The sequence below is a fragment of the Arthrobacter sp. A5 genome (assembly GCF_051131705.1).
GTDB lineage: Bacteria > Actinomycetota > Actinomycetes > Actinomycetales > Micrococcaceae > Arthrobacter_M.
Window position 1 is genome coordinate 1,959,881 of sequence record NZ_CP180316.1, and the last position, 26,356, is coordinate 1,986,236.

Genomic DNA, 26,356 nt, shown 5'->3' on the forward strand with positions numbered 1-26,356 from the left:
GGTCGCTACTTCAAATAGAACGGGTAAACCAGGTTGTCCGGCCGCAGATCGGCCAGACGGACGTAGGCGATTTCTATCCACACCAAGGAAGGATCCTCCCCGGGCGTCACCGCAACGTTCACCAGCCGTATCCGCGGCTCCCACTGCGAGAGCGACGCGATGATGTCCTGTTCCATGGACGTGCGGGTGCTCAGCGTGTTCGGTTCCATCAGGTACCGCAGCAGCCAACATCCGAACGAGGGGAGCATGATGCGCTCGCCGGGTTGCGTGTCCAGGATGGTGGCAATGGACTGGCGGATGAGTTCCATGCTGCCGAGGTACTCGAGGCCTCCGGTCTCCTGTGAGGGGCGCAGCGGGAAGCGAAGTCCCACTCCGGTCCACTGGTCCGCGATGTCCGTCATGGGTCTATGGTGCGGTGGGGGCGTCACGGCCGCGTTTCCCAGTTCGTGGGTCCGGGTAGGTGAATTCCATCTGCGCATCAGAACGCGGTTAGGGACTCCCCGCGAGCAGAACTCTGAGGCGGCTTCGCTGACCCACGCTATTCAACGAGGCGCTGGCGGCCGCGCGACGCAAGACTTTCTTGCCGTCGGCATCCCCTAATCGGAAGAGTTTCTCGAAAGCATCTAGGTCCTCGTCTGACACCCATCCCTCAAGTAGCCGCTGACCTATTCGGCCCCGCTCGGAGGCCGGGATTGCGCGGAGGATTTCGTCACGCTGGACGTCGACGAAGGACCGGATTTCGGTGTCGCCGGTCAATCCAATCGTGCCGCGGTCGAACGCCGTGCTGGAGATCGTCGCCTGATATGGGTCGTCCTCGTCGAGTTGGAATGGGAAAGACCGGTCCTGCCCCGCGAGTTCTGGCACTGAAGGGCTTAGGGCAACCGCGGTCCTGTTCTGGTTTAACGGCTCGCCGGCTCCGCTCTGTGCAGCATAGAAGGTAACTAGGCTGCTTTGGCTCGCCGGTGAAAGTGCGTCGAAGTCGATGGGCTCGCACCGAATGAGGGTCTCCCGGATGCGGGCTATCAGGTCACGCTGTTGGGGAAAGCCTGCCAGTTGCGTCGCGGTCCAGGCGCCGAGCGCATTGGAGGTGAGGTCTTCGGGACCGAAATGGGACGCGGCTTCGGCGATCATTTCGTGCTCGATGCCGCGCCCGGTCGCACCTCGGTTCGCCATCTCGGCGCTGCCCATGTTCCCGAACCACGAGATGTACAGGAGCTGAATGAAATGGCGCATGTCGAGAAGTCCGCAGCGACGTGTCATCAGGTAGCGAAGGGTGAGCATCGACATACCCTTGGGGTCAGCCGACTTGAGCTTCCCAGGCAGTGCCGCCCCCGCAGTGTGGGCGCCTGACCGTAGTACCAGAGCTCCCATCTGAATCGAGTCGTCCTCGCTGCTGGCGTTTACGATCGCCTCGACAACGATCATCATCGCGGCCAGGTCTTTGGCTATCAAGGACCGCTCGGTTGTTGCGAACCGGCTGAAGTCGCGGTCCGTGGGCGCGCTGCTGGACGACGTGGGTAAGCTCGTGGACCAGCAGTCGGCGACCCGATGCGCTGTACGACGCGGGCGCGTGGGGTGAGAGGTACACGCGTTCCCCGAAAGTGACGGCCTGGGCACCGAGCGCTTCCGTGAGCCCGGCGGCCCCGGCATCGCGGTGCAAACGGACGTCGGTCAACGGATCCTCACGGGTGCCAGCGACCTCCTCGAACGCGCCGGCACGCGCGTCTGCGGGCAGGCGGGACGCGATGTCGCTGGCCTCCTGCTCCGACGTGCCCCGTACTACATGCCGGACGCGGGGACCCACTTAGCCGCGCTCCCAAACCTCATGACGGCGCTCTGGCTGCTCGAGCGGGAGATGGCACCCCAGCGGGAGGTGCGGTCCTCGTCCGGTCCAAAAGCCCGCGATGTCAGCCATGAAGGCCATAGTCAACGGTCCCCGTCACGGTGGCCTTATGCCCTTGTGATTGTGGGCGACGACGTCGTGACGGCGCCGGACGTAGGGTGCAGGGGACTGTTGAAGCGTCAGGACTGCGATGCCATCACAACGGGGTCAGGAACCCGCTCCCTCAGCCGGTGAACGGCTGGGCGCCGCCGAGCGTGCCGCCTTCGAACTGTGGTTCGGCCAGGACTTGGGTGCCGTCCGGGTGCAGGCCGACGCTGGAAGCGCGCAGGCCGCTGCCCGGTTGAACGCTGCGGCATTCTCATCCGGTCAGCACATCTCTTTCGGGGCCGGATCGTCGTCGCCGTCGGCGGCGGGCGACGGCGGCAAACTGTTGGCGCACGAACTCACCCATGTGCTCCAGACCAGGGGCAGTACCGGTGCGCCGTCGAGGGAGCTCAGTGATCGCGGTGACGCCTCCGAGCGTGAAGCGGAGTCGGTGGCGGCGGCCTTCGCCGCGGGCCGCACTGCTCCGGCGCTCCGGGCCGCCCCGCATGCCAGGATTGCCCGGCAGGAGGACGATCCTGACCATCCTACTGTTCCGTCGCCGCCGGCGGCGGCCAAAGACGTCACGCTGGAACCACTGGATGACTGGACGCCGCTGATCGACACCTTTGATCCGGCGACCTTTTGGACGCCGCCCGGAACGAGCCGGGAGCAGGTGGCGCAGCGGCTGTTCGGGGACCCGGACCATGTTGGCGGGTTTGATGTCATTGGCGAAAAGCACGTTCGCTTGCGGACCCTCGACGGCGTAGCAGCCGACGTCGTCACCTCGGTCCGCGCCGCCTTGGATCCGCGGCTGCGCACCGACGTGGACGCCGTCGTCGGACTGCTCAAGCAACGGCTGATCAATGACGCCGCGGAGTGGCAGCTGCTTAAGATCACCGTGGACTGGGCCAGCCGCGGGGACCTGACGGCCGCGACCAAGCGCTCCTATTTCGACGCTTATCTCGATTTGCTCGACAGCCACCAACTGGAGGAATGGGGTCTGCTCTCCAACACGAAGAAGCCGGCCTCGCAATGGCTGGTGACCGAGGCGGAGGAGAAGAAATGGGCGATCCTTCCGCTGCTGGGACGCCGGTCCTCGCGGCCCGGGCCAGCCTATCCAGCGGGGAGCCAACCCTCCGACTTCGGCAAGGTGACCGGGCCGATCACCGCGGCACCTACGCCCTATCAGGAGGTTCCGAAGGCGGTGGGCGGCTACAGCTACTTCAGCGGCGAAAACCGCACCGGAATCTCTTCCGAGAAGCACAGTATCGGCAGCATCCAGGTCGGCGAGCTGATCCTGGACGAATCGACGGCGACGCGCGCGGAAACAGCGCTGCGCAATTCGCCGCGCACGGGTCCGCGGGTGATGATCCCTGGCGGGAACGGACGCTTCTACGGCTACACCATTGCCTCTCCGGGGTTCTGGAACGAGGGCTACGTCTCCTCAGGGCGCCCGGAGGATGCCCGGCTTGAACGCTTCTGGTGGCATTACCCGGGCACTGTCTTCATCCCCGGCGGCAGCTTCCAACCGGAGTTCGGCAAGGGCACCGCTGCGGAGGCCAGCCAGCGCGCCGAGATCCTCACTAAAGGGCTGGCCGCTGGAATCACCTCCCTGCGCGGACTGGACTTCGACGTCCTCTCGCTCCTCACCCTCGATCAGCGGGTAACGGTCCTCGGCCTCGCCGTCGGCACGGGGAACAGCGGCGACGCGAGCTTGGTCGCCCGGGTGTTGTATTCGACGCCGGCGGAGCAGTTTGCGGTCCTGGAGCATCGGCTTTCCGGCAACGGGACGATGACCCGTCTGATCAACATGCAGGCGGAGAGCGGTGCACTGGCCATGATCGGGCGGATCTTCACGGTCAAGGCCATTGCCTCCATGCAGGTACCGAGCGAAAATCTGCAGAGTCTGCCGGAGTTCAAGTTCGGCTTTGACGCCGACGGCTTCTACCACTGGGCAGTGCGGAAGACGGCCACAGCGGGTTCGCGGCTGCTCCCGCCAGCCGATTTCCCCGTTGGCGGCGCTGTCCGGCGGGGCCAGGAGCGGGCAGCGCCGGGCGAGGCCGCCGGTCCGATCACGCGCACCGTGGCTAACATTCAGCCCATGATCTTCCGCTTGGGCAGTTCCGGGCTGACCGGCATGGCCGCCAACATGTACCGGGCCATGATGAAGGAGTTGATCGTCAACGACGGTGCCGAGCAGGGGCCGTATCTGCCCACACAACTGGTGCGGGTCACGTCCATCGGCGCCAACCCGCAGAGCCGGATTGTGTCCCTGGTTGAGGCGGTGGGGCTGCTGGACTTGCCGGACCAAGAAATTCTCAACCGGATGATCAAGACCCAAATGCAGGGCGGCATGTGGCTGATGGCAGCCACCGGTTTGGCCACCGCCTTCGGGCCGGCTCTCGCCCGCGGCCTGGCCAGCGGGGGCGATGCCACGGTGATCGGTGAGGGAGTCGCGGCGGCCGCCGGTACCGCCGTCGGCCGCGCCGCCATCGTGAACTCGGTGCTCATCGGTGCCATGGCCCTGGTGGACGAACACCGGTCCGGGTTGGAGAAGACGGCCGAGGGACGGGCATTCCTGGCGCTTTTCGACGTCACCATGACGATCTGGATCGCCCACGATCTGGCCCGTCTGATCACCTCCGGACTGATTCCGAAGCTCGTGTCCGCGGCCGACCGAGTGATGGCGCTGCCCGGGGTGCTCCGCGACGCGGTGATGCCGCTGCGCGCCGAGGCCGAGGCGCTGCGCCGCGCGATTGTCAGGTACGGCACGGAGGCCGAAGCCCTGGCGGCGGTCACCCGCGAGGGCGCCATGATGGCCGCCGGCCGTGAGACGGGCCCCGGCTTCTTTGCGATGCTACGAGTCAGCCGTGGACAAGTCGCCGCCGAGCAGCTGCTCGGCAAGCTCGCCGGCACGACATCGGAGGCCATGGGTAAACGGGTACTGGACCGGCTGGGAAGCCTGGTGAGCCGAAGCGAGGGTGAGGCGGCGGCCGCCGCCGGCAAGACGGCCGACACGGCGGAGGCCAAGGCAGCGACGCGCCGGGCGGAGAGTGCGGCGGACGCCCGGTTCGCCATCGCCCAGCGGGCCTCACAGCTGCGCCCGGAGGCGCGGGCAGCCTTCCTGCAGGCCGTCGAGAAGGTCGTCGCCGTCCGCCCCAATTCGCTCGCGTCCCTCACCGACCTGTTGATCGCCGCTGCCCAGTCGCGGCTGCCCAATTCGCTCATCCTCGAGGTCCAGACTCTGGTCAGCCGTCCGGGTGTGTCCGATGAGGCGCTGCTGGTCCTCGGCCGGAAGGCGCGCGAAGGCCTGGAAACCCTGGACCTGCGCTGGCTGAACCGAACCTCCATTACCGACTCGTCGCTGGATTTCCTCGGCCGCGATCGGCGCACTCCGTGGGACCTGTACCGGCGAGCGGCCACTGACCCGGCCGCCAAAGGAGTGATGAAGGCCTTCCGAACCGCGGCGCGCGGAGCCGGCGCGGAGATGGTGGCCGAGCCGGTGGCCCAATCAATTGGAACCAACGTCCGCCGACAGGTGAAGATGGGAAAGAGCGAGATCGATTTCGACATGGTCGTGGCCGGGAAGCGGCACGGCTTCGAGGTCAAGGGGTGGGGCGCCGACACCTGGGCCGACGCCCTTGAAGCCGGGATCCAGCGGCTGAACAAAAAGGGATTGACCGAGGCGCAGAAGGAAGCGGTGGAGAAGATTGACACCATGCTCACCCAACTGCAGAACGCGAAGGCCGCCACGGGGCAAGTCCCGTACCTCGCATTCACCGACGCGCTCCCGGCCGAGGCGCAGGCTCGGCTCCGCCGCATCCTCGACGCCAACGGTCTTCCCGGCACAAGGTTTGTGCCATTGTCCGAGGCCGCGATCAAGGAAGCTGCCGCAGGGACCATCGGAGCCCCGCTGGGGGTGCCGCGACCATGACCGGGCCCAAGACGATGCTGGAGCCAGAATCATGAGTATGCTCAATCAGTCCCTTTGCTGGGCCGTGCTGGCACCGGTTTCAGCCGCGGAGCTGCAGCAGGCCATCGTTTCTGAATGGAACCAGCGTTTTCCCCATGTCCGAGTTGACCCGCCGCCTTGGCACGTGGTCCGCGGTGGGGGCGACTACAACGCGCTGGTCTGTGACTCCCCGGGCAATGAAGGCACTGACCGCCCATTCGCTGAAACGCTCTCCCGACTTGCTGCGGGAAAGAAGGTGTACACGCTCTGGTTCGATCTGGACCGGCAGTCGATTTTCGAATGGATGAACGGGGATGAGGTCTCGTACCAGGAACGGGACCCGTTTGACCTGGCAGCGTCGCTTGGTTTCGAGGTGCGGAGACCGGCGGGCCCAAGGCAGGCACGCACCGCCGTGGTGGTCGAAGGAGCTTCGGTGGCCGACGTGCTGGCCGCGTTGGGGGAGACGGCGGACGAGCCCTGGCTCCACATCGCGCAAGGATTCATCGGCGTAGTCGTAACAGCTGACGACGGCTTGCTGGGATCAGTGCCGTGGGTCATCGCCGAAGCCCTGCCCCGCGCGACGGTCTATTACCTGCAGCGGCGGGCGGATCCGGGCGAGTTCACCGTCCTGATGCTCCGCGGCTCCGAGCAACTTGGCTGGCTCCAGCTGCCCACCCTGGCAGACTCGTCAACCCTCAGCGATATCAAAGGCGCAACGACCCCGGACGAAATCTGCGCCGTCCTCGGCCTCCCGCCCAACAGCCTCGCCGCTGGTTGAGGGAGGCACGCGTGCTTCGTTCACTTCCTGCCGACATCCTGATCTACGGATCGCGGTTTTCCTCCGCAGCATCGGCAAACGCATTGGCCCTCTTCGGGGCGTCCGGGGAAACGGACTGGCCGGTGAAGATGACGGTGACTGGTGAGGAGGCGATGAAAGCCGCGGGCATGACGGCGATGATCGGCAGGCGAGCACCGCCACGCGCGGCGGCATACCGCAAACATTCGGTCCCGCCTCCCGGCTGATCCGGATTACGTCAACAGTCGGGCCGACTGCCTAGCAAAGAGCTGAATTGGGCGTTCGGTGGGAGCCCATCACTTTCCTGTACTGGATTCGACAAGCTCACCCACCAGAGGTCAGGTGACCTTGACAACCACGGAGTTGAGCCGGCTCTTGATCGTGTCGCACATGGCCGGCGAGTAGTAGCCCGGAACCCGGGACGATTTGCCAGCGAGGAGGTCCGCCTTCACCTCGTCCAACGCGGCGCCCATGTTGGCCAGAATTTCGACCCGGCTCAGGGGAGACGGGCCGAAGACCCATTTGAGCGGCATGGTCTCGCCGACACCGTTGTTAAGGTAGTCCTGCAGGATCTGCTTGAGAAACGTCTGTGAGGAGATCGGTTTCCAGACGTACCAGGCCTTGAACTCGTAGAGTGTGCCGGACATCAGCGTGTCCCAGCGGCGGTTGTCCGGCTGCCCTGCATCCTCGTCTTTGGCTTCAAAGGTCAGGTCCGACCAGTCGCCGTAGGTGGCAATGTAGCGCAGCACGAAGGTGGCCCCCTTGAGCTTGTTGCCGCCGGTCTTCAGGTCTGTCAGCACCGCCTCCCAGTTAACGGTCCGGGCAAGGATCATGGTCTCGATGTATTCAAGCAGGTCGACGACCTGGCCTTCGGCGCTGGGCGGATGGTTGTCCACGATTCTGCGCAACACTGTGGCGGAGACGCCCATGTCCAGGATCCGCCCGACGCGCGCGGTGATGAGGGCGTCGTCGGCAAGTTTCGGGAACTTGTTCAGCACCGTCTTGGGATTCGTCGGATCCACACTGACCGACGCGAGCCCGGCGGCGAGATCCGTCGTCCGGTAGCGGGTGCCGTAGTCCGCAATGAGCTGCGCAAGATTGGCGAAGCCCGGCACGGAGGGGGTCAGATACCTGGATCCCTTCTCGACCTTCTCGGCTGCGTCCAACACCTGCCGGGCTTGGGCGGCGATCTTGTCCAGATCCGACAGCCGCGTGTCCCGCTCCAGCACGGAAAGGGCGGCGTCCTGGCGGACATTCTTTCGTGCCCGTGAAATCCTGTTCAACAGCCGCTCGGGCCCGGCGCTCTCCATCTGAAGATCCGGGGGTTCCAGCAGCGATAGCCGCAGCGTATGCGGCGCCCAGTACATGCTGAAGGGTTCTTCCAACTGAGCGGGGGTGTGCGCACCGGAGGCCACCGGGCCCGGTGGCGGAGCGTCCGGGTTGACCACGTCGCTCGTGGTGTCGGCGGCAACCGGCGTCTTGCCTTCGTACCCCTTCTGGGTCACCGTTTCGCCGCGCACTACGGCGGCGGCGAAAGAGCCGGCGTCGAAGCTGATCTTGTCGAAGCTGACCTCGATTGTGCTGTCCCGGTTCTTCCCGAAAACGTACTCAAAGTTCAACTTGGCGCCGGCCTGGCCCAGTGTGTAGGTCTGGTCGATGAGGTGGATGTTGGGTCGCCAGAATCCGAGGACGTCGCCGCGAAGTTTGAGCTGGAGATCGAGAATGAGTGCCGCGGCGGCGGCCAGGCTTCCCTGCAGGTAGTGCTCCGCCTCGTTCGGATGAGCCTTTGAGGCCCGGCGTCCCGCAGCCGCTGTCGCCTCGGCGTACATTTGCAGCTCCAGCGTGCCCTGCCCGGTGAGTTTCGCCTCGGCGACCTTCTTCAGGTGGACGGCATATGCGGACAGGCCGATGTTTGCTTCGAGTCGAAGTCCGGCGGCCGCCGGTGAACTGATGGTTCCGGCCAGTTCGAAACGGTTCACAATGGCGGGATGGTTGGAGATCAGCCCGGTAACGCGGATGTCATGCAATGTTCCGGGGCCGAACCAACCGTACGCGTAGAGCTGGGCATCGGCTTCGACCCGAACGTCTCCGATCAGCGGTACGCCCGCGAGGACGTCGGTGAAGGACCCGCCGACGCCGGGGATCTCGCGTTCCTTCGCCTGCTTCCGGAAGAGCGGGATGATCTTCGTGGGCAGGATTTCCCCCCGGGCGGTGACCCAGCCCTCCGGGTGCACGATCACCTCGGCGTTGCCGGTCATCCAGTCGGAGAGTTCGAAGTCCAGTTGGCCGAAACCCGCGATGGCGATGCCCTCTCCCGGCGCGGCTGGTTCAATGCTGGCTGGTGCATCAGGTCCGAGCCGGTCGGTGACCGCCTGCCGGGCCGTCTCAAGGCTGCCGACGACGATGGTCACCGTCCCGCGGATCCGCGGGTTCGAGCGGCTGTAGCCGGCGGTACCGCGAACGTCGAACGATCCGTTGCCCAGCGTGGCGGTCAGTTCTCCGGAGATTTTCGAGCCGCTCTTCCCGCCCAGCGTGCGCTCGTAGCGCCACGTCTTGCTGCCGAAGATGACGTTCTCCAGGCTTCCCGACGGACGCTTAACCGGAACTTTCGCTCCCTTCGGCAGCCCTGTCAGCGGTACCTCGATGGTGGCGTCGAAGCCGTAGGTCCCGTCGTCGACCCTGATCCGGCCGCTGCCGGAGAAAGGTCCGGAGTCGAAGGTGAGATGAGGTGCTTCGTAGACGAAGCGGCCGTTCCAAAGAGTGTCCGTGACGGGTGCATCCAGGACCAGGTTTGTGAAAGCTGACAGGCCGCCGAACAGCATTTCCAACGGCACATGGGACTTGAACTGGGACGGATCGTTAGCCCATGCGGCAGCGGTGATCCAGCCCATTGCCCCGCCGACCACCGAGTCGCGGACCTCGATCCACAATGTTGGTTTCGCCAGTCCGGCGACGGGAAACGCCGGATGGGTCATGGGAATGCCCCATGCCGGGAAATTCTTCGCCGGGGGCGGGGTCAGGAAGCCGGTATCGCTCCACACGATGGGGAGGAACCCTTCGGCAAGCTCACCAAAGCGGACACGGACCAGGAGCGCGCCGCCCGCTTTGTCCTTGAGTGCCTGCGCCAGCTCGGGCGACGGGGCCAACAGCGGTTTGCCCTTCAGCTCGATGACCTCCGGTACCGTGCCTCCGGGAGGTCCGGTGCCTGCCGACGAGCCGGCCGGTAAGCCCGTCGTGCCCGTGGCCGGTGCATCGAATGATCCGCTCGCGCCGCCGCCTCCGGAATGTCCGCCGCCACCCCCGGCGAAAGGCGCACCCGGGTCGACCGGGTCCCGGTAGACGGTCGACGGGGACACATTCCCGGCATTCTGCACGACGTGGGCCAGCTCGTGGGCCAGCAGGCGCCGGCCGGTGGGGGAGTCCGGGGCGTAGCGGCCGGCCGCGAAGCCGATGTCCGACCCTGCAGTGAAGGCATTTGCTCCCAACGCATTGGCTGCACCGATCGCGTTCCGGTCGGTGTGGACCCGAACCCCACGGAAATCCGCGCCGAACTTGGGCTCCATAAGTTCGCGCGTGGAGGGGCCCAACGATTGGCTGGCGGACAGCTGAAGGTTCCCAAGCGCCGTCGGGTTTCGAGCCGCGGCAGCGTGATCTTCAGTCTCCTGCGGTGCGACCGCCCCCCATCCCGCTCCGAGGGATGGATGCAGCAACCGATCGGCTGCCTTCCCAGCTTCCCGTTCCTTAGCGTCCTGCGGTCGGCTCACGGCGAAGCTTGTCATGGCGGTGCCTTCAGGGCGAGGGGCAGAGCGGGTCGTCCGGCTTGGTCTCCACCGGTGGCGGTGCCGGCTTCACGGCGTCGGCCGGATCGTTCGCGGCGACCATGGCACCCGTCAGTGCCGCATCGTTGCTGAAGATTTTGGCCCCGCTGACGGGGGCCTTGACGTCATCGAGCTGCTTCGCCCAGCCCGGCGATTGGTCCGCGGACTCCAGGACGGCGCTGTCCGTGCCGAAGGCGGCGTCAAACTTCAGCGAGAGTTGGGCATCGGCTTCGACGGCGGCGAGCAGCTTGCCCTGAGCGAAGAAGGTTGCCATCAAGGAGAAGGAGATCGACGGCGGGATGCAGAACCGCAAGGCGAGCATCCACCACAGCTGGAACGCAAAGATCACGATCGGCAGGAACATCAGGAAGAGGAAGAAAGCAACCATAAAGAACAGTTCAAAGGCGAAGGTGCAGATCCCGCCGCCGGCGCCGATCTTTCCCGTTCCGGACTTCGGGATGCCGTTGAACGGGTTGAAGACGAACTGCGACTGCGGCGGGGTGATCATGCGGGCGCCGCCGGGTCCCTGTGGCTGGCCGGCGCGGGCGGCGAGCCGGCGCAGGTCCGGGAGGGTGATGGAGACCGCGTGATTCTTGGTCCCGTCGGGGTCGAAGGGGGCGGCCAGCCGGAATGGTTCGCTGGGTTCACCCCAGCAGATTTTCGGCGGGCACTGTTCCTTGCCCCGCGGCGCGGGCTGCCGGACGAAGCACTGCAGTTCGTAGATTCCGTGGTCGTCCAGCTTGGGCTGAACCTTCTTGTCCTCGTCCGCCCAATGGGCTCCCGAGAACGTGGGGATGATGCCGAACCAGAGGGAGCGGGTTCGGGCTTCCGCACAGTTTTCCCCTCGCGGCGGCAGCCGCCACATCGGGAACTCTTCCTCCGTGTCGGGGGACCGGCCCTTGGCGGGCGGTGTGCCGAGCGTCCGCCACTGACCGCTGCCGGCGCCGTCGACCATCCAGGCCTGCGCATCCGTATGGCCGCCGACCTCAGCCAGCAGTTCAGCGTTGTCTTCCTCAAAGCGCCGGTGCCACGCGGCGTCGGCCCACCATACGTCGCGGAAGTCGGCGTCGGGCTCCTGATCGGCATCGAAGCTGACATCTTCGGCCTTCGCCATCTCCACCAGCAGGTTGCGGGCCAGCCGGCGCACCGGCTTGCGCTGGCCGGTCACGGAGGTGTGCTGGCGGCGCATCACCATCCGGACCTCGATGTCGGTGTGCGAGCCGGCGCGCGGCAGGCCGGGGGCATCACAGAACACCTCGACGACGACGGCGTAGAACCGCTCGTGCGTGGGCTGATAGAGCTTGCGCAGCTTGGTGTGCAGCAGCCGGCTGGTCGCCAGCCGTTCTCGCCCCTTCGCCGACAGGGACGGGGTATTCGGAACCGGGTAGCTCCAGAAGTCGTCCTGGGTCGCCTTAAGTGAGTCGCGTGGGTCTGGCAGCAGCCTGTTCTTCACGAATTGCGCATTGTCGTACATCTGGATCTGCGGCCGGAGCGCCCTGCGGTCACGCAGACCGAAAGCCGGCTGGCGTTCGCGGACATACCAGGGGGCGCGCAGCACAAAATCATCGTGGCCACTCATAACAGATTGCCCACTCCCACCGTGTACATCGGCGAAACCACGGAGACCTGGGCGAGCAGGCTTTGGCAGATGATGTTTTGGCTGAATGTCGCCGTGGGTGTGGTGACATCGACGGAGGGGGCGGTGATGTCCACCGAGTTGTTGGCATGGATCTCGATCGAACCGTCCGCCGTCATGCGCAGCAGACAACCGTTGGTGTGCTGGATCGTGACCTCCTGGGCGCCGTCGTCGAGCACCACCCGGTGACCGGCGCTCATGGTGATGCTCAGCTTCAGGGCCCCGGCGGTGTCATCGAATTCCAGCCTGCTGTCCCCGCGGGAGCGGAGCATCCGGATGTTGTTGGCGGCTTCCGGGGCATGCGGCAGCGCGGCCTGGCCGTTCCAGGCGGAGCCGACAATGTAGGGCCGGCGCCAGTTGCCCGCCTCGAAGGCGGCCACCACCTCGCTGCCGACTTCCGGCAGGATGGCGAGCCCCTGATTCTTGTCCGCGTAGGGCGTGCAGAGCGTGGCCCAAGCCCTGACGTCGCGGTCGCCCTGGGTGCCGAGGGTGGGAAACCGGATCTCAATGCGTCCGAGCTTTTCCTTATCCACGATGTCCGTGACCAGCGCGGGGTAGACACCGTAGTAGCCGGGCGCGGAGCCGTCCACGGGGTTGGGCAGCGTCATGCGGAGACCTCGTTTACCGTTGAGCGTTCGGCCTCGAACCCGGTCCGCAGCCCGTGCTCGTGCTCGAAGATATGGTGTACCCAGGTCACGTAGTAGCCTGTCCCGTCGAACGGCGGCCCTACGGACTGCAGGGACAGATTGCTGCCCACCACCATGTCCGGCGAGCCCCGGGTGGTGCCGACGGCGGTGACAAAACCGCGGCCGCGCCGCAGCATCTCCGCCTTGGCCCACGCCGTGGCCTCACCGGCGTTGAGCGCAGTTTCGCGGACCCGCATGGAAACGCTGGCCCCAAGGGCTTTCTCCAGAACCCGTGGTCCGGTCAGACCGCTGGCCGCTTCGCCCTCGACGACGTCGACGCCGGCGCGTTCGTCGATGACGGCGCGGGTGGAGGCGTCGTACCCGGTGACCACCACCTCGCTGCGCTGGTGGGCGAGATCCGCGCGCAGCCGCACCGAGAGGAGCTCGTTGCCTTGGACCAGCGTCAGCGCCGTGCCCTGGCGCCGCGGCCGGGAGGTGAAGTGCAGTTTCCGCCCCGTACACCAGACTTCAGCGTGCAGCAGGCGGGCACGTTCGCGCAGGAACGCCAGATCGCTCTGGTTGACCTGCTGGACCACGTCGTAGCGCGGCCCTTCCGCGGCGATCTCGCTCTGGAGCCCGTGCTCGGTCGCGATCTGCCCGGCGATGTCCGCATCCGTGACGTCCTTATAGGTGCGCATCCGCCGGGTCATGCGAAGCCGCATCAGCGCGTCTTCCGCGTACACCACCACCCGTGGCGGCTCGCTGTCCGGATAGGCGGCTTCGATGCAGGAGATGGTGCCCTCGAAGACGGTCCGCTGCGCACTCGACGGTCCCAGACTGACCTCAATGGACTTCCCGAAGTCCACCGTCTGACCGTCCAGGTACAGCATGTTCGACGGCGGTCCGGTAGCCCCAGGCCCGACGGCGACAAAGTGCGCCTGCAGCGTGCGCAACCCCTCGCAGCCCTCTGCTACCTCCAGCCTGACGCAGTCGCGGGCGAGACTTCCCGCCAGTTCACCGTTGACGGTAAACACAGGGGAGACTACGGCCAGCAGCGGATCAGTCATCGAAGCCCTCGGAAGCCGTGCGCGATCCCAGCACCTCAGCGGTGCGCCTGAGTTCGCCCCAGCGCTCCTGCGCCGCAGCGGGGGAAACCTGCGGGGTCGCCGTGGCCTGCGCCCCGGAGCCTGATGCGGCGGCGATGTCCGTATGCACTTCGCCAATGTGTACTCCCACGTCCCCTCACCTCCCGGGTCTCCACCTCATCGTGCCCCCGCCAGCGTCACGGCGGCGTTGCTGACCGTCGGCGAAGGACCGTTCCGGTGCGGCACCGGGCAATTGTGCCCAGGGGGCGGTGCCGGCCGTGGTGCCCACGGCCAGTTCGCTCAAACTTGTGTGGGCTTCGACGACGCCGGACAATCCGCCGGCCAGTCCGGTTGCAGCCGCGGTGGTGATGGCGCTTGCACGGGCGCGCAGCGGGATGGACGTGCCATAGGTCTGTGTCCTGGGATCGACCGGACGCGGACCGGACGAGGCGGAAACGCGGGCGGACGCCGAAACGCGGGCGGACGCCGAAACGCCCGTTGCGGCGGAAAAAGAGGTGCTGACCGACCCCAGCCCCGTGACGCCGGGGACGTCGAATGCCGCCTTGGCTGATGCGACCTGGAGAGCAGTTAGGGCGGATAGGACGGTATTCAAGGATGCGGACACGCCGCCGCCAGCAGTCAAGGCAAAACCGGCAGCTGTCTCCTCCGACGCGCCGATTCCGATGCCCGCACTGGCACTCAGGCCCAGCGCCGCGCCCAAGGAGGCGGTGCCACCCAGCTGGACACCGGCGGCAAAACCGGCGGACATGCCAATGCCGGCGCCAACCGAGAGCCCGGCGCTGAGCTGGATCTGAGCACCGGCCGCCAGCGACAGTGGGCTGTCCAGCCCTTCCATGGCCGCGCGCCAGGTGGCCGGGTCCGCACCCTGCCGGGCGAGCAGCTGCTGCAGGCTTTCGCCGCCCTGGGCGACGGCGGCGCTGGTGGGATTCGGCGCCGGCGGTGCGCCCGGGCCAGTGGCGGCGTTGCCGCCCCCGGGGGGTGTGGCCGTCTTGGCGTCACGGACCCCGGGGCCGGTGAAGTTGGCCTCCCACCGGGGGTCCTGTTCGGTGATGGTGACGGAGACCTTGGCCCGCAGGGGCCGGCCCTCGGGGGAGAAATAGTCCAGATCCTCGGTGACCGCGGTGACAACGCCGCTGAAATGGAAGGTGCCCCAGATGAACCGGATGGGCGGGGGAGGCTGCTTGGGGTCATCCGGATTCGGTTCCACGAACTGGCGGATCTGCAGCGTCTTGGTGCGGACGTCCACGGCATGGCCGGCTGCATCGCCCTCGGCCGTGTCATATTCCAGATCGAACGTCAGGGTCGCTGACTGCGTTGAGGGGTTCTGCCGCGCCTGAGTGCGGGTGGTGGAGCCGCCCTTGTCCACATTGTTCTGCCGCGAGATTTTCAGCGAGGTGGGATTGAACTGCACTTCAAAGGAAGACGCTCCATCCTCCGGTGCGACTGTGGAGTGCGCGTTCGGCCCCTTGCCCTCCGTTTTCTTCAGCCGGATCAGGCTTGCCTTGGACAGCTGGGCGCTCACGGCGTCAGTCCCAGCCGCAGGCCCTGATGGGCAATCTGAAGTTCCTCCACGGCTATCTCGCCGGTCTTGGCGTTCAGCGTGGGCCCCGCGACCTTCAGCGGCAGGCCCCGTTCGAAGATCCAACGGGCCAGCGGTTGGTTGCCGCTCGGATCATCCACCCTGATTTCGCCGTCATAGCGGGCCACCGGCAGGGCACCACTGACCATGGACGTCAGCCAGTGCCACAACTCGTTGTTGACCTCTCCGCTGCCGCCGGCGAGCATGCCGCGCTTGAGGACCAGCGGCGAAAGCTTGACGCGCCCCACCCGACGGATCACGCCGTCGTTCCGGCCGCCTTCCAGATATTCGCGCACGTCCGCCTCTAGCACCAGCCCGCTGCATTCGGCGAAGCCACCGTCCACGCAGATGCCCGGAACTTTCGTACCCGGCGCGCTGGGCGTTAGCGTTACGTGGAACCTGAAGGTCTGAAGCAGCTCAGGCATTGCCGCCCTCCTGCCCCGGGCCGGCCACGAGCACCGAGCCGTCCACGTCCTGCGAAATCCGCAGTACCAGATACTCCAACGGGAACGCGGGGGCCACGCCGACTTCGGCGACCAGCCGCCCCAGGCCCTGAGGCTGAGGCGGGTTGAGGCCGTCGTCGCACTGCACAAAGAAGGACTCGGCCTCGGTGCCGCCGGCAAACGCCCCGCGCCGGTGCTGGTCCCGGAGGAACGCCGTCAGCATCCGGGTCAGCGTGGTCCGGAGCTGGGGCGTGTTAGGTTCGAAGACCAGCCACTGCGCCTGGCGTTCCAAGGTAAGGGCCAGCATGGTCATCAGCCGGCGGACGCTGAGCTGGACGTATTCCGGATCGGTGGACAGGGTGCTGGCGGCGCTGAGCCGGATGCCGTCCCGGTCCTGGCGGTAGACGTTGATGCCCTGCAGATGCAGCACGTCGTGCGTGGCATCGCTGACGACGTCGGCGCTGAGCACGGCGCCGACCGCCAGGGCGTTGGCCGGCCCCCAGGAGAGGCCGAGCCGGCGCTCGCGCGCGGCGATGATGCCCGCTGCAAAGGACGACGGCGGCAGTTGGACGATGGCGGGCCGTCCCGGCCCGATGCGGGGCACGCCGAGCCAGGGAAAGTAGGCGGCTGCGTAGCTGCCGCCGAACCCGGTGCGCCAGTCATGGATCTGGCGCTGCGACAACCCCGCCGGTACGTCCAGCAACGCCACGAAGCGGTGCCGCAGCTCCGCCACCTCCACCAGGCGCAGCTGCCGCCGGACGATCTCGGCCAGGTCCCCGGGGTCGCGGGCGTCAAGCGTCGGCGGCACGTCGGCGGCGGGGGCGTAGTCGGGGTCCTGCTGCACTGTATCCCGGCAGCCGCCGCGGGCCCGGCAACCACAGGAAGCCTGGCAGCCGCAGGTGCCCGGGGTCCCGCGCGGGTCCAGGCAGCCGCAGCAGCAGGCGGCGGCGTGCCGGACCGGAGCGGGCGCCGGCACCTCGGCAGCCGGAGCCGCGCGCCAGTACAGGTCAGGCACGCACAGCAGGCCGATGCGGGATTCGCGGCCCAAAGCGTCCACACCCCGATGGCACGCTTCATCGAGCGGATCCTGGTCCGCCGGCCCGTCGTCGTAGAAGCTGTGAAAATCTATCCCCGGGCTGCGGTCCTTACCCGGATGAACCGGCAGCACCGGGACGTCGTCAAGCCGCGGATCCGGCAGCGGCTCGGTCCCGCCCCAGTCACCCGTGGCCCGCAGGAGCACTGACTCGCTGACAAGGACGTCCGGAAGGAACCGGGGGTGCCCCGGTCGCAGGCCCATCCCGCTGAGCCGTTCGCGCTGGGCGGCACCCGATTCGGCGGCGTCCAGCACGGCCGTGACCACGTCCACTCGAAGAAACCCAACGGCGGGAACAGGTATCGGGGTCTCCAGCACGGCGGACCGCCCGCCGGCGCGCGGGTCCGTCCGGCGTTCGCCGGCCACCCAGCCCAGACGGGGGAGACCCGGCGGGTCCAGCGGCAGCAACCGCAGCAGGGACCACGGCGCCAGGACTGCTCCCGCTGGAAGCTTGATTCCGCCGTCGTCGTCAAGGCTTCCGTCAAAGGACTGCAGCACCTCGAAGCCGAGGCGGACCCGCAATCCGGTGCCCCATGTTCCTTCACTGGCGGCGGTCAGCCCGGGGGCGGCCGAGTTCAACCCGCTTGCGTCGGATGTCCCCGCACCGATCCGGAACCGTGCCGTCGCCGCTTCGGCGTCATCGCCCGTCCAATCCGGCGGGGGAGCGACGCGCAGCACCCATGCACGCTCCCCGCCCTGGGCGAAGAAGGCCTGCACGGCATAGGGCAGCAGCCGGTCCGGCGCCTGTGACTCCCGTTCGAAGGCGCCGAAGTTTCGGACATAGTCAGACCAGCTCGCCACCATGATGGGCCTGTCCACGGGACCTCGGAGGGCGACGCCCACGAAGCCGGTCTCGTCCAGGCGCACCGGTTCGAAGCCCGACTCCGGGCGGCTGTTGCTGTCACCGAACGGGTATATGCCCGGGCGGCCCAGCTGCAGTCCGGCGGTCATGTGGACTGGTAGTCAATGCTTTCGGCGACCAGATGCAGCTCCTCCATGGCTACCTCACCGCCTCCCTTGCCGGTCAGGCTGGGGCCCACCCATTTCTTGGGCTGCGCATCGCGCAGGATCCAGCTGCAGACGGCGGTGCGGCGCTCGTCCAGCAGCGTGATGGTGACAGTCCGGTGCTGGATTTCACCCCTGCTGGTGGCCTGAAGCCAGCTGAACAGGCGCAGATCGCCGATCACTCCGCGCTTGAGGGTCACATCATCGACACTGTTGACATTGGGCACCTTGCGGACGTGGTTGTCCGCATCATTGCCGTTGCGGTATTCGGAGTACTTGATTTCGTTGCCGAGGCCGCTCACATCGGAGAAACCGCCGGCAATCAGTTCTTCACCGCCGGCATCACCGAGCTTGACCATGAAGTTGAACGCTCCATACGGATTATTTCGAATTGCCATGATTCATTTCACCTCAAGCCTGCTGGGCGTCAGCGGTCCACTGACCGATACGGAAGATCACGAATTCTGCGGGATAGGTTGGGGCCACCCCGATGAGGCAGATCAGCCGGCCGTTGTCCAGGTCGTTCTGCGCCATGGTCGTCCGGTCGCAGCGCACAAAGAACGCTTCCTCCGGTTTGGTGCCCATTAGCGCGCCGGTACGCCAGACCACCAGGAGGAAATCCTCGATGGACTGCCGGATCGATGCCCAGAGCCGTTCGTTGTTCGGCTCGAAGACCGCCCACTGGGTGGACTTATCGATGGAATGCTCCAGGTAGACGAACAGCCGGCGCACGTTGACGTACTTCCACTCCGGGTCGGAGCTGATGGTCCGCGCCCCCCAGACCCGGTTGGCGCGGCCCTCGAAGAACCGCAGCGCGTTGATGCCCTCGGGATTCAGCACGGCCTGCCGGTCATAGGTGACGTTCTGGACGAACTTGGTGATCCCCAGGATCACCTCATTGGCGGGCGCCTTGTGGACGCCGCGCTGCACGTCGTTGCGGGCGTAGATGCCCGCGGTGAAGCCCGACGGCGGCAGGTCCAGTCGTGCCGGTGCCGCACTGGGATCGACCCTGACCGTCGGATCTACGATCTCCACCCAGGGGTAGTAAAGGGCCGCGTAGGTGGAATCGAACTGGGAACGGAAGGTGCGCACCTCCGACAGCGACGCGTTTGCCGGCGGATCGATGATGCCGATCCGGTAGGCGCGCGGCGATTCGCAGTGCGCGATGAGGTCATCCACCGCCGTCTTGCGCTCGGCCTCGGTCGAAAAGCCGATGGCGTTGGGCGAGGCGACGATGGCAATATCTTCCACTTCCAGCAGGGCTTCAAGGCCGGTGGCGGCCTTGTTCACGTTATCCGGGTCGGCTTTTTCGCCCTTGATGGCGTCCGGGCTCAGGGCCGCTCCTTCCGTGCCGCCGGTGAGATATTTCGGCTGGCTCAGCGTCAGCAGGGCCGTCAGCAGGGGAGTCAGTTGATCGGACACCGGCGCTGGTCCCGGTCCCGCCGCCGGACTGCCGGGGATGTCCAGCCAGACCAGGCAGGCTTCGTCGTTGGGGTCGGCCGCCTGCAGAATATTGGCGATGGACCGCGGATGCGCCGGGTTCAGTTCCAGTCCCGGGTACACATCGGTCCGGCGTCCCCAGTTGACGGTCACGGTGAGTGTCAGATGGCTGGCCAGCGCGCCGGCAGCGGGGACGGGTGTGGACGCACCGGTTGCGGGGTCGATCAGCGTCTGGTTCCCCTTGCCGTCGTTGCCGACGATCCGCAGGCTGCCGGCGGCGGGAGGATTCGGATTGCCGCTCTTGGGGTCGGTCCCGGGAGGAATCTTAGCGTCACCGGCGTACATTTCCACGACGGCGTCAGAGCCCAGACCCTGCAGCACGCCGGGTTTTGGGGTAGCCCCTGGCGGGGCGGCCCCTGCGGTTGAGCCGATGAGGACATTTTTGCTGCGTTGCAGGCTGACCCTGATGTTGAACTCGTTGCCCGCGCCGCCGGGCCAGCGCGTACGCCACATTGCTGCCGGTGCCCCCGCGGGAGGCACGGGAGGTGGCCCGTCGGGCGGGACTGGGATGGGCAGTGTGGCGAAGTTTTTCGTCAGGTCAATGGCTTCGTTCGCGTCCAGCGCGAAAGGAAACACGCGGGACACGTATAGACGCCGGCCGCCGTTGCCGAAGAACGCCCTGGCGGCAAAGGCCAAGTAATTTCGCTGGTCGGTCGCCAGGCCGACGCCGTCGAGGCCGCCGAAGGCGCGCTCAAACTCCGTGTAGCTGGTGACCAGCGTGGGCTGCGGCGTCATCGCCATTGGGTTAGAGCCCGGCGGGGTGATGTCATACGGGGTGGGGCCGTAGCGGGTGAGTCCGGCCATGCCGAAGGTGGATGTGGCCACCCCTTCGATGGATTTGGACCGGAAGCTGGTCTCCTCGAGGTATACACCAGGCGTTAGGTATTCAGGCATGTTGACCTCCTAGGTCACGCTTAAGGGTTGAATGAGACATCGTCGTGCAGGACGAGCCCGGTACCGATTGGTACCTCGTGCTGCGCCGGCTGACGGGAGGGGACATAACCGGGCGGCGGACTGACGCCGCGGAGCACTGAGTTATCCAGATCCTGCGGGAGTGGCGGTGCCCAGGAGCGAGGAACGTCCTCGATGACGAGGTCCGAGCAACGGTCGGTTCCGTCGGCCGGACTTGGCGATTTCGGCGCCGAGGCCACCAGGTCAAGGGCCACGGAGTCCTGCAGTGGATTTTGGTCCGGGTTGGATACGACCAGCAGGAATTCGCCGCGTTCGTCGGCGTGCGCGCGTCCTGCGATCGCACCGTTTAGCCCGGTCGCCGTGACGCGCGCCCAACGGACTGGGAGTCCGTTGTCGCCCACCCGGCCGCGGACGAGCGTGCTGCCGCGGGGGAATGCATAGGCGGAACCCGGCCAGAGCCACACGCGAAGCAGCCGCGAGGCGACAGGAATATACGGCCCCGCGGCCCCAGCTGCGACGGCGGCGAGCGGCCACAGGTGGACCGAAAACCGGCGGGGTGCGTAGCGCCGGTCCGGATCGTCGATCCTGACCACAAATGCAGCTGGGACGAGCGGGCCATACCGGAGCTTGAACCGACCCATCCCGGACCCGTCAAGGTCCGAGCACGGCCATGCCGCCTGGGAATGGATTCGACGCTTAGGAGCGGTCACCTCGCGGCCAACCCGGACCCCTGTGGCGATTGAGGTCCCGGTGATGGCGTCGAAGCACTCGACGCCCAGCGCCAGCTGGTGCAGCACGGTCGCCTTGCCGATTACGGTATCGATCACGCCGTCGATCATCACGGCATCCCCGCCTTGGTGCGCGCCGCGACTGTGGCGACCCGTTCGCCGTCGGGCTCCTGCCGTCCCTCGATACAGATCACGCGCGCGAGGTATGGAAGCGACAACCGGTAATCGGTACTCAGCGCCTGAAAGGCCTCGCTCATGGAGTCCAAGGCCAGATCATCGGAGACTATCTGCACCGCGTCGCCGGCCGCCCACTCCCCGCTCGAATCGAGTAGCGGACCAGTGAGGATGCTCTCGCTCTCCAACGTTTGGGCCGCCAAGCCAAGAAACCGCAATTCATCCTCGACGTTGGGCGCCCACGCCGCAATGAGAAAGTGCATGCGCAGCGGGAGCCGGGGGATCCCGTCGATACTTCCCACGGCCGACCAGCCGGCCCGGGTCTCGCGGTCCACGCTGACCCTGTAGCAGTACACGGAAATGGCCGGCTGATGGACAAGCTGCCCCGAATTGGTCTTCATCGTCTTGAGCTCATTGGTGCTGGCCAGGAAAGCGTCCAAGGCAGCCGCCCCGGGCACCGCGTGGAAGCGCCTGTTGAGCAATGCCACGATGCTCAAACCGGCGGCAGCGAGGGCCTGATATCCAGCCATGGGCCCAGCATTGCCGGTCCGGCGTCACTGGACCGTCGCACCGGTGGCCCCCGGAATAAGCCGAACGCCGCCGTGACCCCTCGGTGACACCGCGGCCGGAAACTTAGGAACGCGGCTGGCGACGTACCAGTGGACCGGGATGAAGGAAACCGACGATGAACACCGAGAAGGACATGGAGGAGCCGGCAGAGAACGGTTCCGAAATCGCATCGGCCGAGGATGCCGGCTGCGACCCGAAACACATTGACGATCTGCAGTGCAGGATGATGGGGATCGCCAAACAAGCGGAGTACAACGGCCCGTTCACGGTTCTGCTGGACAAGGCCAAGATGGACTACGATCTGACGCGCAAGGACTACCGCCAAAAAAGACACGATGCCCAGCTCAAGGTCCAGGATCTGCAGCATGCCGTGAAACAACTCACCGAGCGGATCCGCTGCAAGATTGAGCAGGAACGGGTTGTCCGGAACCTAGACAAGGCATTTGCACAGGTGGTGGATCAACTCACCAAGTGTCAGCCGGAGATCGGGTGCTGCTGTTCAGAGGCCGACTGCCACTTTGATCTGGACTGCCAAGGCCTCCCGTACGACGAGCTGGTAAAGCGGATCGATAAGTATCAGGCGCGGACCGATGCGGCCCAACAGTGCTTCACGACTCTCGTGGGTGAACCGGCGGCCCTGGAGCTGCGGGTGGCGGCCCGCAAGGACGACGTCGACAAGATCAACGCGGCCTTGCTTGAGGATCCGGCTAAAACGGATCTGAAAATGGTCTATGCCCAGGCGTTGGTGGCGGAGCGCGACGTGAACCGGGTCTGGAACGGCTTTGGCGATGTCAATGAATTTGTTGAGTGCCTGTGCTGCGCCCTGAAGTGTTGGACCAACGGCGGCGGGGCGGTTTCGAAACTGCTCGGAACGAAGGCCGTACGGGACTGCCGGCGGAAAGCGGAACAGGATCATTGCGCCAGGCTGCAATCCAACACCGTCGACGAAATCATCGTCATCTATGACAAGCTCTGTGCTGACGAGCGGCCCTGTGATGCTGACGGGGAAAGGCACGGGCATCAGGAAGGGCATGAGGGCCGTGATTCCCGGGAGGAACGCGAGGAACGCGAGGAACGCGAGGAACGCGAGGAACGCGAGGAACGGCGGGAGGAACGGGAAGAACGGGAAGAGCGGCGGGAGGAGCGCGAGGAACGCGAAGAGCGGCGTGAGGGGCGCGAACGCAATGGGGGTCAGAGTTGGTATGACCGGCATGGGGGGCGCGAGGGTTAGGGCCTCCCAGGGCCTGTAGCGCCGAAGTCGGCAATGATTCCGATGTGACGCTGTGGTGACGCTTGTCACACTACAGTCCTCCTACCCGTTCATCTCATAAGGAGGGTCTAGATGCGATGGTCAGCACCCAGCTCAGTCAGCCTGCCCGGCTCGATCAACTCGCAATTTGCCTCCTTGGCGGCCCCTACGTGATCCAGGCAGGGAAGCGTATTGCAGTGCCGGAAGGCAGCAAAAAGCTTCTTGTCTTTGTCGCGCTCCATGACGGGCGCGTCGATAGACGTCACGCGGCCGGAACGCTGTGGCCCTACGTCTCCGATGACCGCGCGTCGGGAAACCTCAGATCCGCACTTTGGCGGTTGAAGGGAGCTGGCATAGTCGTACTGGAGGCGGACAAGGTGTTCATCGAATTGCGGGGCGAAACCAGCATAGACATCTATGCCCTGCGTGATTGGGCAGGCCGCGTGATCGGCGGCACAGCGCAGATCACGGACCTGGCGCTACCCGCATGGAACCTTGAGGCGCTCGATCTTCTCCCCGGCTGGTACGACGATTGGGTGATCTTTGAGCGCGAACGCCTCCGCCAGCGCCTGCTCCATGGCCTCGAAGCACTCTGCTGTCAGCTGATCCACTTGGAGCGGTACGCGGAGGCCGTGGAAGTCGCCATGGACGCCGTCGACATTGACCCATTGCGGGAAAGCGCCCAACGGGCGCTGGTGGAAGCCCATCTGGCCGAGGGTAATATCGTTGAAGCGCGCCGGATCTACAAGGCTTATGTATCTATGGTGGCCCAAGAGCTCGGTGTTTTGCCGGGTGCCAGAATCCGCAGCCTCATCGAAAGGACCGAACCGGTGCGGGTCAGTCCTGCTGAGGCCTACCAGCGGTGAGGCCTGAGACCAGCGAAGTCTGAGACCAACGAAAACAGGGCGCGGCTGGGGACAGCGTTCAGCTGCTCCGCATAGAGCCTCCGGCAGATATCGAACTGGCGCAGCGCCTCGGCAGCGTTCCCTTCGGCCAGATGCGCGCAAATAACGGCCCGGTGAGCGCTCTCGCGCAGGGGGTCAACGCTGACAGCGGCTAAGGCAGCCTCAACGGCCGCACCGAAACGGCGTTCCTGCAGCAACAGCGTGGACAATGACTCCAGGGAATGCAACCGCATTTGCCTGATCCGCTCGCGGTCAACGACAAGCCAATCGTCGCCCCAGTCCGGCAGCAGATCCGAGCTGAACAGGGCCATCTCGGGGCGAGCCGCGGCGGAGCTGTCACCGCGGGCCAACGCGGCGGCGGCACTGTACAAATCCCATACATCCACGCGTACACCGTGCGGCAGATTCAGCTGTCCATGATCCTCGTTGAGCAAAAGCAATCGGCCACCGGCGAGTCTCCACATCGCAGTCCGGAGCCGGCCGGAGGCGTGGACGGTGGTGGCATCAGGCCACAATGTTCCCCAAATTTGTGATCTGGACAGGGTACCCCGCAGGGCCAAGAGCGCCATCAGCTTTTGGGTGGTCTCTGCCGGTACCGCCAGGTCGCCATCGACGACCGACAGGTTCCAGCGCCCGAGAAGCTGCAGGCGCGCCTCCCAGGGTACCGAATCTACACTGGCGGTCATGGGCCCCCCACTGTCGTGAGGTCCTATTCTGGGACTCAGCATCGGGCGCTGTCCAGTATATTTCGTCCATTGTGGTGAATCGGCAGATACGTTATCGCACCCCCGCCGTTGTCCGGCGCGTTCGCTGTCGTCCGGGAAGAATCGGCCGCTACCTGCAGTTGCGCCGACTCGAGTAGAGTCCGACCAGCAGACAGGGACGGGCCGGCGAGCCTCTCGACTGGCCCGTTCGCCTACTCGAAACCAGAGATCATCCGAGGACTGGATTCGGCCGATCTCATTCTGCTCCTTATCACGTCAAAGTTCATGGGGTCAGAATTCATCGACCGGGTCGAGCTGAGGCGCGCTCTGGAGCGGCATCGCCGTGGTGACGCCGTTGTCGTACCCGTCATTCTCCGACCGGCCGACTGGGAGAGTGCGGGCCTTAACTTTTTTGAATGCTCTGGGGCGTGCACGGCAGTCTCCCTCGGTCCGTATACGGGCGCCGCTGTCGGGAGTAGGCTGTGGCCACCAGAGGGGAGGCACGGGTGTGTCTTATCGCGAAACGGTTGTCGGGCCCGGTCCTAAGAAGTTGTTGGCCTTGGATGGGGGAGGAATCCGCGGAGTCATCACCCTGGAGGTGCTCAGCGAGATCGAGCGGATGTTGCGGAAAGAATTAGGCCATAACGACGACTTCGTGCTGGCGGACTATTTCGACTACATCGCGGGCACGAGCACGGGAGCGATAATTGCCGCGGGCCTGGCCTTAGGGTGGCCGGTTGAGCGGCTGCGCGCACTATACGCCACTAACGGCAAAGACATGTTTGACAAAGCTTTCATTGTCCACCGGTACCGGTATAAGTACGACAGCTCCCGGTTGTCGGCCATGCTAAAGCGGGAATTCGGAGCCACTACCCTGCTCGGCGGCGCGCAGCTGCGCACACTCTTGATGATGGTGCTTCGCAATGCCACCACAGACTCACCGTGGCCGCTGAGCAGCAATCCGCGGGCGAAATACAATGATCCGATGCGGGCGGACAACAACCTGCAACTGCCCCTCTGGCAGCTTGTTCGCGCCAGCACCGCCGCGCCCGTCTACTTCCCGCCGGAAGTTGTCACCGTCGGTCCGAAGGACTTCATCTTCGTCGACGGCGGTCTGACCGTGTACAACAACCCGTCCTTCCAGCTTTTCCTGATGGCGACGCACGGGGCGTACCGCCTTGATTGGCAAGTCGGAGAGCAGAACCTGCTGCTCGTTTCAATAGGCACGGGATCGGCGTCTGCCGCCAACGCGTACCTTCAGCCGGGGGACATGAACCTCGTTTACAACGTGTCATCCATCCCGGGGGCCCTCATGCACGCGGCGGCAACTGAGCAGGACCTGCTGTGCAGGATCTTCGGCCGATGTCGTTACGGAGCCGCACTCGACAGGGAACTGGGCGATATGCAATCCGGTCCCGGGATCCTCGACCCACGGCTGTTCACCTACCTCCGGTACGATGCTGACGTATCCCGAGAGGGGCTGGACGCCTTGGGGCTGTCCGACATTCGGCCGGAACATGTGCAGCGCCTGGATTCCGTCGACTACATCGGCGAGCTCCGGCGAACCGGTGTGAAGCTGGCGCATCAAGTGAGCCGGGCCCACTTTGCCGGGTTCCTGCACGAAGCCTAGGTC

At 65.8% G+C, this 26,356-nt stretch carries 21 protein-coding genes and 1 pseudogene; 6 read left to right on the forward strand and 16 right to left on the reverse strand.

What is annotated here, in order from left to right; translation table 11 throughout:
* Window positions 1-5: 5 nt before the first annotated feature.
* From ACLLJI_RS09120 to ACLLJI_RS09130, 3 genes and pseudogenes are all read right to left on the reverse strand, one after another.
* Window positions 6-401: a GPW/gp25 family protein gene (locus tag ACLLJI_RS09120; RefSeq protein WP_434620544.1), complete on the reverse strand. Its 396-nt coding sequence runs from the start codon at window positions 399-401 to the stop codon at window positions 6-8.
* Between the two features lie 88 nt (window positions 402-489).
* A complete protein-coding gene (locus ACLLJI_RS09125; protein WP_434621804.1) occupies window positions 490-1,452 on the reverse strand; it encodes a hypothetical protein in 963 nt (320 codons plus the stop codon).
* Between the two features lie 52 nt (window positions 1,453-1,504).
* Window positions 1,505-1,804 (reverse strand): annotated as a pseudogene (locus ACLLJI_RS09130) (eCIS core domain-containing protein); the annotation flags it as partial.
* 229 nt (window positions 1,805-2,033) lie between these two features.
* Between ACLLJI_RS09130 and ACLLJI_RS09135 the strand changes: the two are divergent.
* Genes ACLLJI_RS09135 through ACLLJI_RS09145 form a run of 3 tightly spaced genes read left to right on the forward strand, consistent with a single transcriptional unit; the run spans window position 2,034 to window position 6,902 of the window.
* Window positions 2,034-5,861, forward strand: a complete 3,828-nt coding sequence (locus ACLLJI_RS09135) for an eCIS core domain-containing protein (RefSeq protein WP_434620547.1) — start codon at window positions 2,034-2,036, stop codon at window positions 5,859-5,861.
* Between the two features lie 31 nt (window positions 5,862-5,892).
* On the forward strand, window positions 5,893-6,657 hold the full coding sequence (locus tag ACLLJI_RS09140; RefSeq protein ID WP_434620550.1) for a hypothetical protein: 765 nt from the start codon (window positions 5,893-5,895) through the stop codon (window positions 6,655-6,657).
* Between the two features lie 11 nt (window positions 6,658-6,668).
* On the forward strand, window positions 6,669-6,902 hold the full coding sequence (locus tag ACLLJI_RS09145; RefSeq protein ID WP_283559149.1) for a hypothetical protein: 234 nt from the start codon (window positions 6,669-6,671) through the stop codon (window positions 6,900-6,902).
* 111 nt (window positions 6,903-7,013) lie between these two features.
* Here the strand turns inward: ACLLJI_RS09145 and ACLLJI_RS09150 are convergent, their stop codons facing one another.
* From ACLLJI_RS09150 to ACLLJI_RS09205, 12 genes are read right to left on the reverse strand one after another with little or no spacing between them, the layout of a single operon-like run.
* Window positions 7,014-10,454 carry an eCIS core domain-containing protein gene (locus tag ACLLJI_RS09150; protein WP_434620553.1) on the reverse strand — a complete coding sequence of 1,147 codons (3,441 nt, stop codon included), beginning with the start codon at window positions 10,452-10,454 and terminating at the stop codon, window positions 7,014-7,016.
* Window positions 10,455-10,464: 10 nt separating this feature from the next.
* On the reverse strand, window positions 10,465-12,072 hold the full coding sequence (locus ACLLJI_RS09155; protein ID WP_434620556.1) for a hypothetical protein: 1,608 nt from the start codon (window positions 12,070-12,072) through the stop codon (window positions 10,465-10,467).
* Window positions 12,069-12,737 (reverse strand): phage baseplate assembly protein V, encoded by a 669-nt coding sequence (locus ACLLJI_RS09160; protein WP_434620559.1) that lies wholly within the window; start codon window positions 12,735-12,737, stop codon window positions 12,069-12,071. Before ACLLJI_RS09160 ends, ACLLJI_RS09155 begins: the two co-directional genes overlap by 4 nt.
* Entirely contained in the window at window positions 12,734-13,822 is a 1,089-nt protein-coding gene (locus ACLLJI_RS09165) for a phage late control D family protein (protein WP_434620562.1), read from the reverse strand. The genes ACLLJI_RS09160 and ACLLJI_RS09165 overlap by 4 nt, the downstream gene beginning before the upstream one ends.
* Complete coding sequence (locus tag ACLLJI_RS09170; protein ID WP_434620565.1) at window positions 13,815-13,991, reverse strand: hypothetical protein; 177 nt, start codon at window positions 13,989-13,991, stop codon at window positions 13,815-13,817. The genes ACLLJI_RS09165 and ACLLJI_RS09170 overlap by 8 nt, the downstream gene beginning before the upstream one ends.
* Before the next feature lie 6 nt (window positions 13,992-13,997).
* Window positions 13,998-15,383, reverse strand: a complete 1,386-nt coding sequence (locus tag ACLLJI_RS09175; RefSeq protein WP_283559155.1) for a hypothetical protein — start codon at window positions 15,381-15,383, stop codon at window positions 13,998-14,000.
* The gene (locus tag ACLLJI_RS09180; RefSeq protein ID WP_434620568.1) at window positions 15,380-15,865 is read right to left on the reverse strand and encodes a phage tail protein; all 486 of its coding nucleotides are present in this window, start codon (window positions 15,863-15,865) and stop codon (window positions 15,380-15,382) included. Before ACLLJI_RS09180 ends, ACLLJI_RS09175 begins: the two co-directional genes overlap by 4 nt.
* Complete coding sequence (locus ACLLJI_RS09185) at window positions 15,858-17,927, reverse strand: phage tail sheath family protein (protein ID WP_434620571.1); 2,070 nt, start codon at window positions 17,925-17,927, stop codon at window positions 15,858-15,860. The genes ACLLJI_RS09180 and ACLLJI_RS09185 overlap by 8 nt, the downstream gene beginning before the upstream one ends.
* Window positions 17,924-18,379 carry a phage tail protein gene (locus tag ACLLJI_RS09190; RefSeq protein WP_283559158.1) on the reverse strand — a complete coding sequence of 152 codons (456 nt, stop codon included), beginning with the start codon at window positions 18,377-18,379 and terminating at the stop codon, window positions 17,924-17,926. The genes ACLLJI_RS09185 and ACLLJI_RS09190 overlap by 4 nt, the downstream gene beginning before the upstream one ends.
* 13 nt (window positions 18,380-18,392) lie before the next feature.
* On the reverse strand, window positions 18,393-20,375 hold the full coding sequence (locus ACLLJI_RS09195) for a phage tail sheath family protein (RefSeq protein WP_434620575.1): 1,983 nt from the start codon (window positions 20,373-20,375) through the stop codon (window positions 18,393-18,395).
* 20 nt (window positions 20,376-20,395) lie between these two features.
* Window positions 20,396-21,235, reverse strand: coding sequence for a hypothetical protein (locus tag ACLLJI_RS09200; protein ID WP_434620578.1), 840 nt, complete (start codon window positions 21,233-21,235; stop codon window positions 20,396-20,398).
* Complete coding sequence (locus ACLLJI_RS09205; protein WP_434620581.1) at window positions 21,232-21,825, reverse strand: DUF4255 domain-containing protein; 594 nt, start codon at window positions 21,823-21,825, stop codon at window positions 21,232-21,234. Before ACLLJI_RS09205 ends, ACLLJI_RS09200 begins: the two co-directional genes overlap by 4 nt.
* Window positions 21,826-21,980: 155 nt before the next feature.
* Between ACLLJI_RS09205 and ACLLJI_RS09210 the strand changes: the two genes are divergently transcribed.
* Both ACLLJI_RS09210 and ACLLJI_RS09215 read left to right on the forward strand, forming a co-directional pair.
* Complete coding sequence (locus tag ACLLJI_RS09210; protein ID WP_434620584.1) at window positions 21,981-23,096, forward strand: hypothetical protein; 1,116 nt, start codon at window positions 21,981-21,983, stop codon at window positions 23,094-23,096.
* 116 nt (window positions 23,097-23,212) lie between these two features.
* Window positions 23,213-23,980, forward strand: a complete 768-nt coding sequence (locus ACLLJI_RS09215) for an AfsR/SARP family transcriptional regulator (protein ID WP_434620587.1) — start codon at window positions 23,213-23,215, stop codon at window positions 23,978-23,980.
* Here the strand turns inward: ACLLJI_RS09215 and ACLLJI_RS09220 are convergent.
* Window positions 23,968-24,705: an AfsR/SARP family transcriptional regulator gene (locus ACLLJI_RS09220; protein ID WP_434620590.1), complete on the reverse strand. Its 738-nt coding sequence runs from the start codon at window positions 24,703-24,705 to the stop codon at window positions 23,968-23,970. The genes ACLLJI_RS09215 and ACLLJI_RS09220 overlap by 13 nt on opposite strands.
* A 526-nt stretch (window positions 24,706-25,231) precedes the next feature.
* Between ACLLJI_RS09220 and ACLLJI_RS09225 the strand changes: the two genes are divergently transcribed.
* Window positions 25,232-26,353, forward strand: a complete 1,122-nt coding sequence (locus ACLLJI_RS09225) for a patatin-like phospholipase family protein (protein WP_434620593.1) — start codon at window positions 25,232-25,234, stop codon at window positions 26,351-26,353.
* Window positions 26,354-26,356: the final 3 nt, after the last annotated feature.